Annotated in this window: 11 protein-coding genes; 10 read left to right on the top strand and 1 reads right to left on the bottom strand. The window is 61.4% G+C overall.

The window, feature by feature from the left end; genetic code table 11:
* Positions 1-51: 51 nt before the first annotated feature.
* From QRM60_RS04090 to QRM60_RS04105, 4 genes are all read left to right on the top strand, one after another.
* Complete coding sequence (locus QRM60_RS04090; protein ID WP_011036274.1) at positions 52-681, top strand: TetR/AcrR family transcriptional regulator; 630 nt, start codon at positions 52-54, stop codon at positions 679-681.
* A 112-nt stretch (positions 682-793) separates the two neighbouring features.
* Positions 794-1,207 (top strand): hypothetical protein, encoded by a 414-nt coding sequence (locus QRM60_RS04095; protein WP_285445662.1) that lies wholly within the window; start codon positions 794-796, stop codon positions 1,205-1,207.
* Between the two features lie 37 nt (positions 1,208-1,244).
* Entirely contained in the window at positions 1,245-1,643 is a 399-nt protein-coding gene (locus tag QRM60_RS04100; RefSeq protein ID WP_285445663.1) for a hypothetical protein, read from the top strand.
* A 173-nt stretch (positions 1,644-1,816) separates the two neighbouring features.
* Positions 1,817-2,365, top strand: coding sequence for an acyloxyacyl hydrolase (locus QRM60_RS04105; RefSeq protein WP_274348430.1), 549 nt, complete (start codon positions 1,817-1,819; stop codon positions 2,363-2,365).
* Positions 2,366-2,435: 70 nt separating this feature from the next.
* Here the strand turns inward: QRM60_RS04105 and QRM60_RS04110 are convergent, their stop codons facing one another.
* On the bottom strand, positions 2,436-2,696 hold the full coding sequence (locus QRM60_RS04110) for a hypothetical protein (protein WP_285445664.1): 261 nt from the start codon (positions 2,694-2,696) through the stop codon (positions 2,436-2,438).
* 576 nt (positions 2,697-3,272) lie between these two features.
* Here QRM60_RS04110 and hsdR point away from each other — a divergent pair.
* The 6 genes from hsdR (at position 3,273) to QRM60_RS04140 (ending at position 13,848) form a co-directional block, all read left to right on the top strand.
* Positions 3,273-6,746: a type I restriction-modification system endonuclease gene (gene hsdR, locus QRM60_RS04115; protein ID WP_285445665.1), complete on the top strand. Its 3,474-nt coding sequence runs from the start codon at positions 3,273-3,275 to the stop codon at positions 6,744-6,746.
* Between the two features lie 88 nt (positions 6,747-6,834).
* Entirely contained in the window at positions 6,835-8,037 is a 1,203-nt protein-coding gene (locus tag QRM60_RS04120; protein WP_285445666.1) for a Fic family protein, read from the top strand.
* Entirely contained in the window at positions 8,034-9,572 is a 1,539-nt protein-coding gene (locus QRM60_RS04125; protein WP_285445667.1) for an N-6 DNA methylase, read from the top strand. Before QRM60_RS04120 ends, QRM60_RS04125 begins: the two co-directional genes overlap by 4 nt.
* A complete protein-coding gene (locus QRM60_RS04130) occupies positions 9,565-10,980 on the top strand; it encodes a restriction endonuclease subunit S (RefSeq protein ID WP_285445668.1) in 1,416 nt (471 codons plus the stop codon). Before QRM60_RS04125 ends, QRM60_RS04130 begins: the two co-directional genes overlap by 8 nt.
* Positions 10,981-11,089: 109 nt before the next feature.
* Positions 11,090-12,760: an AAA family ATPase gene (locus tag QRM60_RS04135; protein ID WP_285445669.1), complete on the top strand. Its 1,671-nt coding sequence runs from the start codon at positions 11,090-11,092 to the stop codon at positions 12,758-12,760.
* A gap of 116 nt (positions 12,761-12,876) precedes the next feature.
* The gene (locus tag QRM60_RS04140) at positions 12,877-13,848 is read left to right on the top strand and encodes a hypothetical protein (RefSeq protein WP_285445670.1); all 972 of its coding nucleotides are present in this window, start codon (positions 12,877-12,879) and stop codon (positions 13,846-13,848) included.
* Positions 13,849-13,974 lie beyond the last annotated feature (126 nt).

Below are 13,974 nucleotides of genomic sequence, written 5' to 3' on the forward strand. Positions count from 1 at the left end.
GATGCGTAACCCCGCGCCGGTATACTGCAGGCCCCCTCCAGACCGCTCGCCATGTCCAACGTCCTTCTGCTGCGTACCGCAAAACAGCGCGAAGAACTCTTGGTCGACGAAGTGCTGGACGCCGCCGAACGCTGCATCGACGAGATCGGCCTGTCGGCCACCAGCTTCGAGCTCATCGCCGAACGCGCGCGCCTGTCCTGCGGCACCCTGCTGCAACGCTTCGAAGACAAGGACGCATTGGTACGCGCATTGCTGGAGCGCAACTACATGCGCGCCATCCGCCAGATGTGGCTGGTGGAACGCCCGGCCAACGTGCACGTGGTGGACTTCATCGCCGGCCTGCTCGAAGAATGGCTGCTGCAGGAAATCAACATCAAGCGCACCCGCATCGATCTGGAACTGCACCTGGCCACCCTGCGCGACCCGGTGCTGGCCGCCTTCATGCGCAGGCAGAGCGCCTCGCTGATCGAACACCTCAGCGCCCTGCTCAAGCGCCTGCTGCGCGGCCATGCCGACCCGGCCAGCAGCGAGCAGGAATTCCAGGCCCGCGTCTTCGCCGTCGCCGCCATGTGCGGCGGCCTGCACAACGTGATGACCAGCGGCATGGAACTCAACCGCATGCATCTGCAGTTGATCCTGCGCGAGAGTTTGTCGGGGATTTTGAAGTCTGCGCCGGTGTAGCGACTGAATCTCAAAGCATTGCGTGGAGACGCCAGGCTGTTGTGTGCGGCTAGCCCTAACGCAAAATTCGAGCGGACAAGATTCGCAGCGTCATACCAAGCAAGGAGGCTGTATGCGTTACCGCATCATGCAAAGAAGCGCCGTGTGGCTAATGCTATTTGTGACGTTGACAGTCGCCAGCGCGCCCGCACTGGCCACCAGCACGGTCGTCACCTTTCGAAGCACTGATAATCGCTACGAAGTCGAGCTGTATGTAGGCGGCGGAAGCGAAGAAAACGGCAGCATCGCCGGCGCCATGGTTGGCTGGCCCGGCCATGAGCGGAGGGACTTGCCAGTTGACGCTGCCAAGTACCACATGGACAAAGAACATACTCGCGCCGGTGCCAGATTCGTCAATCCCTGCGACGCGAAACTGCCGCCATCGTTTACGCTTGAGATTCAAGGCAAGAACGGCCGCATGACCATCGGGAAGCGCGTCATCCTGGGCAACGCCTCCTGGATCGTTGGCCCCTACAGCCTGCCGTAGCAACGCCAGCGTGACCGCCTCAACACAAGGACGAATGATGAAGGCACACGTACGCAATCTCTGGCTCAGCCTGATGGTGCTGGTCGCAGTGCTGGCAGCGCCCCGCGTCAGCGCCACGGGCGACATCCTCTCCTTCGAAACAGATGCCGGCGGCCACGACTTTCTCGTCTACGGCGGAGGTGGCGACGACGGCATCGGCGGCCTGGTGGTTTATTGGCCCAAGATCGAGGCACACAGCCTGCCGTTTGGTAGCACCAAGTGGCACTCCAACCGAGAGGCAAACGAGCTGCGCGTGACCTTCACCAATCCCGGACGCAAAGATCTGCCGCCGTCTTTCACTTTGAATATCGTAGGCAAGCGCGGCACGCTCACGTATGGCAGGCACGTCTTGGCCGGCAAAGTCATCTGGATGTCCGGGCCGTTGAAAGACTACTGACGCAATGCGTTATTGGCTGGAAAGCCGTCTTCAGCAATCAGCGCACGCATTGCTGTTCAAGGAGCGAGCGCAGCGATGTCCCCTTTGCGAATTAACAAATCATTGACATCAACCTGAATGGGCCTCAGAGTGCCGCCTGCCCAGATGGGCGCACCCACTTTTGGAAGGACCTGATGAACAAGATTCTGACTCTCGCTGCAGCCGTTGCCCTGTCCACCGTGTCGATGCAGGCCGTCGCCGGCCAAGCCTTTGTCCGCGGTGAAGTGGGCAGCAGCGACACCGAAGTGCGCGTTGACGGCTTCCGCGACAGCGAGACCGACACCGCCGCCAGCATCGGTGGCGGCTACTGGTTTACCCCCAACATCGGCGTCGAAGGCCACATCGGTTCGCTGTACAACCAGGACCTCGGCAACGACACCGACTTCGACCTCGTCGCGCTGGGCGCGGGCGTGGTGGCGAAGAAGAACTTCGGCGCCGACAACACCGGCTTCTTCATCGGCGCACGCGTCGGCATCGCCCGCATGACCGCACAGGTGCGCGAAGACGACTTCGACGTAGTGGACGACGAAAGCTCCACCAAGGCCTACTACGGCGCCAACCTCGGCTACGACTTCAACAGCCGCTGGGGCCTGAGCGTCAACTACACCCGCTACCAGGGCGAGTTCAGCGGCATCGATGTCGACGTGGACACGATCAGCCTGGGCGGCGAATTCCGCTTCTAAGCAGCGGGCCGGCAACACAAAAACGAACGGCAGGCCGCGCAATCGGCCTGCCGTTTTCGTTTGTCAGCCATCACGCCTCGCGTGCCACCACCGCAGGCCAGTGCACCTCGTCCAGCACCTGGGTCACCTGCGCCGCCAGCAGCTCCAGGCAGAACGCCAGCTCGTCCATGCAGATAGCGGGCTGCCGCGCCTGTTCTTCCGCTTGCGTACGCGGCTGCGCCAAGCGCGCCAAGAAACGCATATGGTCACGCAGGTGCTGCAAGCGGTATTGCGCGCCTTCTGGCAGGTAGTAGCCCGGGTGTGACTGCACATCGCGTACAACGTCCGACATGGCCTGCTCCTCATTCCATGGAATCAGCCCGCCCGCCGCAAGGCGACGGACGGGAAGTCGGGAGGCTCGAAACCGCGTATAGCCGGCGGGCGTATTCCCCTTGCGGGTGTTGTATTAGCCGCCCTCCCGACGCAGAGCATCGCGTCGGTTGCACCAGCAAAGTTGCAGGCACAAAAAACCCACCGGTTTGTCGGAGGTGGGTACCGCTATACGTGGAGTTTCGAGGCTCCGTGGAGTGATCGTGCTACTACAGATTACCGCCGTCAAGGATTACCGCCGTCAAGGCCTTCGGCACCTGCAATTTCATATTAGGCAGTAGGGCCATTCCAGACGAATCATCAGGCAGAAGCATCTATGCTGCCGCCGAATTTCATCGCGGCAACGACTTGGTTATCGCCAAAAGACTGGGAACTCATGGGAAAACTTGCGCAGCTGCCAACAAGGTCGCCGCAGACGGCCCAAGCCATCGCATATCGGTCCATCGCATCCGGCGTTAGAATGACGACGGCAGCATCGGTGACCTATGAGGGCTACCGCGCGATGCCATCCCGCCGGGCGCCAAGTACGGATACGCGTGTGACTGTCGACAGCAACTTTTCCTTCCTGCAGGAACACGATCCGGTCTTCTTCAAGCTGGCCTCGATGGCCGAGCAGGTCTTTGCCAGTGATCCCAACACCACGCTGATCAAGCTCCGGCAGTTCGCCGAAGCAGTTGCCCAGGATCTCGCTGGGCGCGCCGGCATCATCCACGACCAACGGACAACCCAGGCGGATCTGATCTACCAGCTCACACGCGAGCTGCGCCTGGACCGGCGGATCCAGGAGCTGTTCCACGTACTGCGGGTCGAGGGCAACAAGGCGACCCACGGCTTCACCACGCAACACCGCGAAGCGATGGATGGCCTGAAGGTCGCCCGCGACCTGGCGGTCTGGTACCACCGGGCCTTCGGCAGGAACGCCGCCGAATTCAAGGCGGGTGCTTTCCTGCCCCCGAAGGATCCAGCCGCGCCGTTGCGTGAAGTGCAGGCCGAGGTCCATCGCCTGAAAGCGGAGCTGGATACCGCCCGCCAGCAACACGACCAGAGCCAGGCGCTCGCCGAACTCAAGAGCAGCGAAGCCAAGCTCAACGCCGAGCTCGCCGAAGCGATGGACGTCGAAGCGCGCGAGCAGTCGGCGCTGGCAGTCCAACGCGAACAGGAACTGCAACGGCTTCGCCAGGACTTCGAACAACGCATCGCCAGCCTGCAACAGCCGGACACCGCCCGCCAGGCCGCCACCCAACAGGTCGCCGGCGCCACCCAGCAGGCCAGCACCAACTTCGACCTCAGCGAAGACCTCACCCGCATCCTGATCGACCAACAGCTGCGCGAGGCCGGCTGGGAAGCAGACTCGCTCGACCTCACCCACGCCAAGGGCATCCGCCCGGAAAAAGGTCGCAACCTCGCCATCGCCGAGTGGCCCACCAAGGTGCCGCGCGCCAACGCCGACTATGTGCTGTTCGCCGGCCTTACGCCGGTCGCCATCGTCGAGGCCAAGCGCAAGCAGATCAACATCGCCGACCGGATTCCCCAGGCCGAGCGCTACGCGCGCGACTTTGTGATGCGTGGCGAGCTGGCCCCCGCCTACCCGGCCGCCCCCTCGATCGCAGGCTGGGCCGATGGCCAGGGCGGCCATTTCCAGGTGCCGCTGGCATTCGCCTGCAACGGCCGTCCTTTCGTGAAACAGCTGGCCGAGCAATCGGGCATCTGGTTCCGCGACCTGCGCTCACCGGCCAATCTGCGGCGCCCGCTGCAGAAGTTCCACACGCCCGAGGACATCGCCGATCTGCTCACCCGCGATCGCGACCAGGCCGAGCGCGATCTGGCCCAGGAAGGCTTCGCCTACCTCAACCTGCGCGACTACCAACAGCGCGCGATCCTGGCAGTGGAAGGCGCGCTGGCATCGGGTTCACGCAACTGCCTGCTGGCGATGGCGACCGGCACTGGCAAGACGCGCACAATGATTGGCCTGATCTACCGTCTGCTCAAGGCCGAGCGCTTCCACCGGATTCTGTTCCTGGTCGACCGCTCCGCGCTCGGCACCCAGGCCACCGAGACGATGCAGGACATGCAGCTGGAGCAGAACCAGACGCTTGCGCAGATCTACAACCTCGATGGCCTGGACGACACCCGCACCGCCGATGAGACCCGCGTGCAGGTCGCCACGGTGCAGGCCATGGTCCGGCGCATTTTCCAGTCCGATAACCCGCCACCGATCGGCACCTTCGACTGTATCGTCGTCGACGAGGCCCACCGCGGTTACACGCTCGACCAGGAAATGACCGACGGCGAGCTGGCCGTGCGCGACCACGCGCAATACCTGTCGCAATACCGCCGCGTGCTCGACTACTTCGATGCCTGCCGTATCGGCCTGACCGCCACGCCGGCCAAGCACACCACCGAAATCTTCGGCAAGCCGATCTACACCTACAGCTACCGCGAAGCAGTGGCAGATGACTGGCTGATCGACCACGAGCCGCCCATCCGCTACACCACCGCGCTCGGCAAGAACGGCATCCACTTCGATCGCGGCGAGCGCGTCAGCGTCATCAACACGCAGACCGGCGAAGTCGATACCGCAGACCTGGAAGACGAGCTCGACTTCAATATCGAGTCGTTCAACCGGCGTGTGATCACCGCGGACTTCGACCGGGTCGTCTGCGAGCAGCTCGCCATCGAACTGGACCCGGACGGCGAGGAAAAGACCCTGATCTTCTGCGTCAGCCAGCCCCACGCCGAACGCGTCAAGAACCAGCTGGACGAGGCCTTCAAACAGGTCCATGGCAATTACTACAACCAGGCCAGCGTTGCGGTAATCACCGGCAAAAGCGACAAGGTCGACCAGCTGATCCGCAACTACAAGAACGAGCGCTACCCCAATATCGCCATCACCGTCGACCTGCTGACCACCGGCATCGATGTGCCGCGTATCGCCAACCTGGTATTTATGCGCCGGGTCCGCTCGCGCATCCTCTACGAACAGATGAAGGGCCGCGCCACCCGCCGCTGCGACGACATCGGCAAGACCGTGTTCCGCATCTTCGATCCGGTCGATCTATACGCCGCGCTCGAAGACGTCGATACCATGCGCCCGCTGGTCAAGGACCCCAACATCAGCATCGAGCAGCTGGTCCACGAGCTCGGCCAGCAGCGCAGCTTCGATGCCCCCGGCAGCAACGGCGGCAGCCATGCCGACGACGCGCTCGACCAGTTGAGCCAGCGCATCATGCGCGTGCTGCGCAAGGCCCAGCATCGCGCCGAGCAGCGCCCGGATCTGCGCGACAAGCTCAGCGAGCTGGAAACCTCCTGGGGCGTGGCGCCCGCCGTGCTGCACACCCACCTGCACAAGCTCGGCGCGCGCAATGCGGCCAGCTTCCTCCGCGAACACCCGCGCCTGGTGGAGCAACTGGCCGAAGTGGGCGTGCTGCTGGGCACGGACCGCTACCCTGTCATTTCCGAACACACTGACACCCTGCTCGAACGCGCACAGAACTACGGCGTCAACGAAGCCCCGGCCGATTACTTGGACAGTTTCAACGCCTTCATTCGCGAGCAGATCAATCAGTCCGCCGCGCTCAGCGTCATCGTCAACCGCCCCCGCGACCTCACCCGCGCCCAGCTGCGTGAGGTACGCCTGCTGCTCGACCAGCACGGCTACAGCGAGGCCCACCTGCGCGGCGCGTGGCGCGACAGCACCCAGCAGGAGGTCGCTGCCAGCATCATCGGCTACATCCGCCGTGCCGCGCTGGGCGAGGCATTGGTGCCGTTCGAGCAGCGTGTCGACAAGGCCATGCAGGGCATCTATGCCCAACGCAGCTGGACGCCGGTGCAGCGGCGCTGGCTCAAGCGGCTGGCCCAGCAGTTGATACACGAGGTGGTGATGGACCGCGACACGGTGCAACGCAACTTCAGCGGGGACGGCGGCGCCCTCCAGTTGGACCGCCTGCTCGATGGCCGGCTGGACCAAATCTTGGGTGCTCTGGGCGAGCATCTGTGGGAACAGACGGGCTGAGTCGGTAGTTCACACTGGCGTATGAGCCGATTAGCCGGGATAATCGGCTCATCCAGAGAGCCAATTAACCCAGCCAATCGGCTCACCAATGCCCAACCGAACAACCGAACCCCGCCCTCGCTGGATCTGGCAGCAGCCCGACTGGCCTCGCTTCCACTGGCAGGCCGATGCCCTGGCGGCACTGCTGCGCGACTGCCAGCATGCCCACGGCCAGCTGCTCGGCATGGCCGGCGCGGTCGCCGGCGACCAGCAGGCTGCCGAAGCGCTGGACACCCTGCTCTCCAACATCGTCACCTCCTCGGCCATCGAGGGCGAGCGGCTGGATGTCGGCTCGGTACGCTCCTCGCTGGCCCGCCATCTGGGCCTGGCCGAAGACAGCCCGCGCCGCACCACTGGCCGCAGCGAGGGGCTGGCAGCGCTGATGCTAGACGCCACCGGCCACGCCGACGCCCCGCTGGACCTGCCCCGCCTGCTGCAATGGCACCGCTGGCTGTTTGCCGAACAGGACAGCCTGCTGCCCACGCGCATCCGCATCGGCGCACTGCGTGGCGATGAGCCGATGCAGGTTGTCTCCGGCCGGCTCGACCGCCCCACCGTCCACTTCGAAGCCCCGCCGCGCGACGGCCTGGACGCCCAGCTCGCCGCCTTCCTCGACTGGTTCGCCAGCTCGCGCACCGACGCCACGCTGGATCCGCTGCTGCGTGCCGGCATCGCCCATCTGTGGTTCGTCACTCTGCACCCGTTCGACGACGGCAATGGCCGCCTCACCCGCGCACTCACCGATCTCGCCCTAGCCCAGGCGCAACCGCAGGCGATCTGCCTCCACGCACTGTCGGCCAGCATCCTCGCCGACCGCAGCGGCTATTACCGCAGCCTGGAAACTACCCAGAAAGGCCTGCTCGACATCACCCACTGGCTGCACTGGTTCCTCACCACACTGCACGACAGCCTGGTGCAGGCACTGCACCGTATCGATCGGGTATTGGCCAAAGCACGCTTCTGGCAGCAGCATCACGCACAGCCGCTGTCGGCCGAACAGGCCAAGGTGCTCAACCGCCTGCTCGATGGCGGCGAGCGCGGCTTCGAACACGGCATCAGCGCCTCGCAATACCAGGCAGTGGCCAAGGTCTCCAAGGCCACTGCCACCCGCCATCTGGCCGACCTGCTGGAAAAAGGCTGCCTGCGCCGCCTGCCCGGCAGTGGCCGCAGCACCCGTTACGCCATCAACACGCCGGCCTCCAGCATCGCGCTGCCGGCCCGCACCACTTCAGAACAAGGCAGCACCCCATGACCCATAACGACATCGTCCAGAAACTCTGGAACCTCTGCGACGTCCTGCGCGACGACGGCATCAACTACAGCGATTACGTCACCGAGCTGGTGCTGTTGCTGTTCGTCAAAATGGAATACGAGCAGGTACGCAACAACGACGCCTTCGAGCACAAGCTGCCCGCCGGCAGCCGCTGGCCCGATCTCAACGGCAAGTCCGGCCTCAACCTGCTCAACCACTACCGGCAGATGCTGCTGGACTTAGGGAAGAGCAGCGATCCGATGATCGCCGCCATCTACGCAGACGCGCAGACCCGCCTCAAGGAACCACGCCACCTGGAAACCCTGGTCACCGCGCTCGACGGGCTGGACTGGTTCAGCGCGCGAGAGGACGGCCTGGGCGACCTTTACGAAGGCCTGTTGCAGAAGAACGCCAACGAGACAAAGTCCGGTGCCGGCCAGTACTTCACCCCACGTGCGCTGATCGACGCCATCATCCGCTGCCTGCAGCCGCAGCCTGGCGAAACCCTGCAGGATCCGGCCGCCGGTACCGCCGGCTTTCTGATCGCCGCCGATGCCTACATCAAGGCCAACACCGACGATCTGTACACGCTCGACGACAAGGCCCGCCGCTTCCAGCAGCAAAAGGCCTATACCGGCACGGAGCTGGTGCCCGGCACCCGCCGCCTGGCGCTGATGAACTGCCTGCTGCACGGCATGTCCGGCGAAGGCGCCGGCGTGGTCCAGCTCGGCAACAGCCTCGGCAATGCCGGCGCCGCCTTGCCCAAGGTGGACATCATCCTGTCCAACCCGCCATTCGGCACCGCCAAGGGCGGCGGCGGACCCACCCGTGACGACCTCACCTACAAGACCAGCAACAAGCAGCTCGCCTTCCTGCAGCACATCTACCGTGGTCTGAAGCCCGGTGGCCGCGCCGCCGTGGTGCTGCCGGACAACGTGCTGTTCGAGGCCGGCGTCGGTACCGAGATTCGCCGCGACTTGATGGACAAGTGCAACCTGCACACCCTGCTGCGCCTGCCCACCGGCATCTTCTACGCACAGGGCGTCAAGACCAATGTGCTGTTCTTCCAGAAAGGCACCGCCGCCAACCTGCGCCAGGACACCGGCTGCACGCAGGCGACGTGGGTCTACGACCTGCGCAGCAACATGCCCAACTTCGGCAAGCGCACCCCGTTCGGGCCGGCGCATCTCAAACCGTTCGAGGAGGCCTACGGCGCCAATCCCAACGGCGCCAGCCCGCGCATCGATGAAGGTGAACAAGGCCGCTTCCGTTGCTTCACCCGCGCCCAGATCGCCGAGCGCGGCGACTCGCTGGATATCAGCTGGCTCAAGGACGCCGGCAGCGTCGATGCCAATACCCTGCCAGCGCCCGAAGTGCTGGCCGCCGAAGCGATGGCCGAACTCAGCGAAGCCCTACGCGAACTCGACGCGCTGATGCAGGCGCTGGGTGCCGGCGACGAAGCACTGGAACAGAAGCGGCTGCTGGCCGAGGTGATGGGGCTGGAAGTGACCAGCAGCGAGGTGGACGGTGAGTGAGTTGCCGCAAGGGTGGGCGGAAACGACCATCGGTGAGATCTGTGCGATGGGGCCCAAATCCGCGTGGGACGACGGCATGGAAATCGGCTTCGTACCGATGTCGCATGCACCGACTAACTTCAGGGACCAATTGAACTACGACTCTCGCCCGTGGCATGAGGTTAAGAAGGCCTACACGCATTTCGAGAATGGCGATGTAATTTTCGCCAAGGTGACGCCTTGCTTTGAAAATGGTAAAGCCGCACTCGTCGCTGGCCTACCCAACGGCGCAGGCGCTGGCAGCTCTGAATTCCACGTATTGCGCGGTTGTGATGCTGGAATTTCTCCAAGCTATCTCTTGGCGGTCATCAAGAGCGCACAGTTCCTCCGCGAAGGCGAAGAAAACATGACCGGCGCTGTCGGCCTTCGTCGCGTCCCCCGTGCCTTTGTCGAGAACTTTCCCGTCCGTTTGCCACCCGAGGCAGAGCAAAAGCGCATCGCGCAGAAGCTGGATGCGTTGCTGGCCCAGATCGACACCCTCAAGGCCCGCATCGACGCCATCCCCGCCCTCCTCAAGCGCTTCCGTCGTGCCACACTTGCTGCGGCTGCGAACGGGGGTCTGACGCAGGACTGGCGAGATACCGGCTCTACCAGCAACCTCGAATCCGCTGACGAATACCTCACGCGCATTCTTGAGGAACGACAGGCTTCACCCCGAACGAAATTCAAGCCACTGATCGCACCAGACACGGAAACGAGAACGCCCAAGGTACCCGGAAGTTGGGTGGTCTCCAGCGTAGCCGCGTTTGCCGAGTGCTTGGACAGCATGCGCGTTCCAGTGAAGAAAGAGCTACGAGCACGAGAAGGTGGAGCGTATCCCTACTTTGGCGCGAATGGTGAAGTTGATCGAGTCGACGAGTTCATTTTCGATGACGATTTGGTGCTCGTCACCGAAGACGAAACCTTCTACGGGCGAGCTAAACCAATCGCCTATATGTACTCAGGCAAGTGCTGGGTCAACAACCATGTCCACGCACTCCGCGCGCATGACAGGGTCGGACAATCATTTCTCTGCTATATCTTGATGCACTACGACGTCGTTCCATGGCTGACAGGCACCACTGGCAGGGCAAAGCTCACTCAGGGTGCATTAATGGCTCTGCCGATCGGTGTCCCACCGCCTGCCGAACAAGCCGAAATCGTCCGCCGCGTCGAACAGCTCTTCGCCTACGCCGACCAGCTGGAAGCCAAGGTCGCCGCCGCCCAGCAGCGCATCGACGCCCTGACCCAAAGCCTGCTCGCCAAGGCCTTCCGCGGTGAACTGGTGCCGCAGGACCCCAGCGAGGAACCGGCCAGCGTGCTGCTGGAACGCATCCGCACCCAGCGCGCCGCCACGCCCAAACCAAAGCGCGGCCGCAAAAAGGTCTAATGCCCCAACGCGCCGTCTTCTAACGACCGGAACGCCGCACTAGGTCGCAGCACAAGCCGCCAGCGTGATGGGTTAGAGCATTCAGGGAAGTTCACCATCAGGAGCCATAGTGAAACTGATCCGTCTTGAGCTCATCGGCACCTATAAAGGCCTTAAGGACCAGACATTCGATTTTTCATCCTCTCGGGACGACGTAAGTGTCCTGATTGGCCCCAACGGCTCGGGAAAATCGCAAGTGATGGAGCTTATCGCCGAGATCTTTGCCTATCTCGAGCGCCGCCAGCGACCTGAATTCAAGGTCAGAGACAGCCTTGGATTCACGTTCTGCGTCACCTACGAGCTGACCTCGCCGCAAATCGAAGCGCCGATTCGTTATGTGATCGACACTCGCGAAGGCCTAAAAATCAGGATCCTTCGCGATTTTCGCGCGCCCTCGCCAGCTGCGGTTGATAAAGTCAGATGGGAAACGGTCAGCGAGGCAGTGAACCTCAATGAGGTTCGACTACCCCGAGTTGTCGGATACGCCTCCGGCTTATCAGAGAATCTGCAGCGCCCGTTCCTGAAAAATGCCGTTCAGTTCCATGACGTCATCCGGGTCCGCTCAAGGCATCAGGACGAGCTGAACTTGGCCGTCTCAGCATCGCGCAGCACCGATGCAATTGAAGAAAGATATCTGAAGCGGCATCCGGGAATATTCGCACTCAATGAAGAGACAATAAGTGCAGACAGCTTCACCTTGAATGATAGGGACACACCCGCGCCGAGAAGTATTTTCCTTGACTATGACTGCGCCTCGCTGCTGATCATGGTTATCGGAATGCTCGACAACAATCTACTCAATGATATCTGGAGCGAAGTTCCATTCTGCCAGCCTCAAAGGGCGATTCTTCATTACGATCTCCGAGGCCATTCTGCCGCTAAAGATGCAGCGAGTGATATTCAGCGACTCATCGAAATAGCAGGGAGCGAAAAACTGACGCCGCGATCATCCCGATCCTCAGAGGTGCAGTACGAACGGTACCAGCTTGATCATCTGGCCGCGGACATTGAAATTGACTACATGGATCCGCTGGTTCAACGGCGGCTTCAGGAGAACCATCGAGATCCCGCCGCGTGGTTCCTTTCGCTCTACAAGCTACAACTGCTTGGCGTTGCGGAATGGCCCTCAGATATGAAAAAGGAGCTGCGCCACGACAACTTTCAGGGGCACGTCAAAAAGCCACTCAAGGGAAAGCTGCCGCTGTCCGTGAGCGAGTTGTGGATGACCAATGGCCAGGACGCGGTGTCCATAGACGATCTCAGCGACGGCGAGCTTCAGCTATTGTTGACGCTCGGCGCTGTCTTGCTGCTAGGCGATGCCGAAACGCTTTTTCTGTTCGACGAGCCCGAGACACATCTGAATCCGAGCTGGCGAACGCGATTCCATTCGGACTTCCGCCGCGCCAATCTCGAATCGGGTTTTTCACAAGCACTCATTTCTTCTCACTCACCCTTCCTGGTCTCGTCATTACCTCGGGAGTCGGTTTTTCATTTCCAGAGGTCCGATGGAGCAACGACGATGGACTTGCCCGCGAGCGAGACGTTCGGCGCATCATTCGATGTACTGATCAAGAAGCACTTCGATCTGAAAGCAGCGATTTCCGATACAGCCATTTCGGAAATCCGTTCGAAGCTGGATAGTTCGCAAATGAGTACGCATCAGAAAATAGCTTGGCTTACAGAATCGTTAGGTGATTCGATGGAACGCTCCTATCTGATCAAGCGATTGGGGTCCGAATAATGCTCTTAAGCATCAATCCATGCCTGGAGCCGTCAAGAATTTTCACAGGACTCAACCAATTACTTAGAGAAGTCGTGATCTCTGCACTACACGGGCGACCCGTCGACGAACATCAAATGCCGGAGGGGCTCTATGCTGCAGTTTTCAGCAATGATCCCACCTTCGAGAAAATTTCTAATTTTCGCACCAGCGCTTCTACTCTGATGAATGCAGATAAGGCATCTCTATTAGCAGCCATAGACGCGAACATCGAGCCCACCAACTTCCTAGGAGACCGCTCCGTTCCTCTGGTAGCTATTCCGGATACGATTTTTAAGGAACTGAAGCAATTGGCGGCCCACCTGTACGAGCGAACTGCCGATCTGGTCGGGGTAGAGACAACTTGCGGCGAGACCGTGTCAAATCACTTTTCGCGCTTTCGAGATAGCGCTCCGCCAGGAAATGGCAACATTTGTTGCGTCTGCGGCACAGAATCACTGGCGCAGATGCGGTCAAGCGCTGAGGACGGGCAATGGCGCGGACCTTATGATCACATTCTTCCCAAGGACAAATATCCGCTGTATGGAATTCATCCGGGAAACCTGATCCCCATCTGTCAAACCTGCAACTCAAAAGCAAAGTTAGCAAAGGACCTGCTCTTTAACGGAATACACAGACGCCTAAGCTTCTACCCCTGGACCGAAATGGTGCACCCCGATGAAATCCAAGTTGGAGTTTCCTCGGATGCGGGCCTCCCGCAGCTCGTCATCAGCCTCACAAGCGAATGCCCGTGCCGGAGAGAAAAGCTGCAAACCTGGGACGATATCTACAAGATTAGGGCACGCGTGAAAGGAGAATTCTTACCGCTGGTCGAGAAGATTTTCGAAGATATCCCTGTCGAAACAGAGGCGGCATTTCTCGCAGGACTGAGACACAGTGCGAATGCCAGAGCCTGCAAGGTGAGACTTACGGCCTTCAATTATTGGCGAGCGCGCCTTTACATGGCAGTGATCGAAATGGAGCAAGGTGCGCGTGAAGCCCTCCGCGAAACGATAAAGGGCGAGGCTCCAGCCGATATTGAGATGAATGCGTTATTTTTCTCCTCTTAGGGATGATCTGAACGATGTGACCTGAATGCTTGACTAGCGTTCTCCGCCAATGAATCCGACACCAGCAGGCCAACAACTGCACCGCCAAGGAAGACCACGTGGTCGCAAAGCTCGCCCAGTGCATCC

The organism is Xanthomonas sp. fls2-241-TYG-148 (genome assembly GCF_030208815.1).
Taxonomy (GTDB): Bacteria; Pseudomonadota; Gammaproteobacteria; order Xanthomonadales; family Xanthomonadaceae; genus Xanthomonas; species Xanthomonas campestris.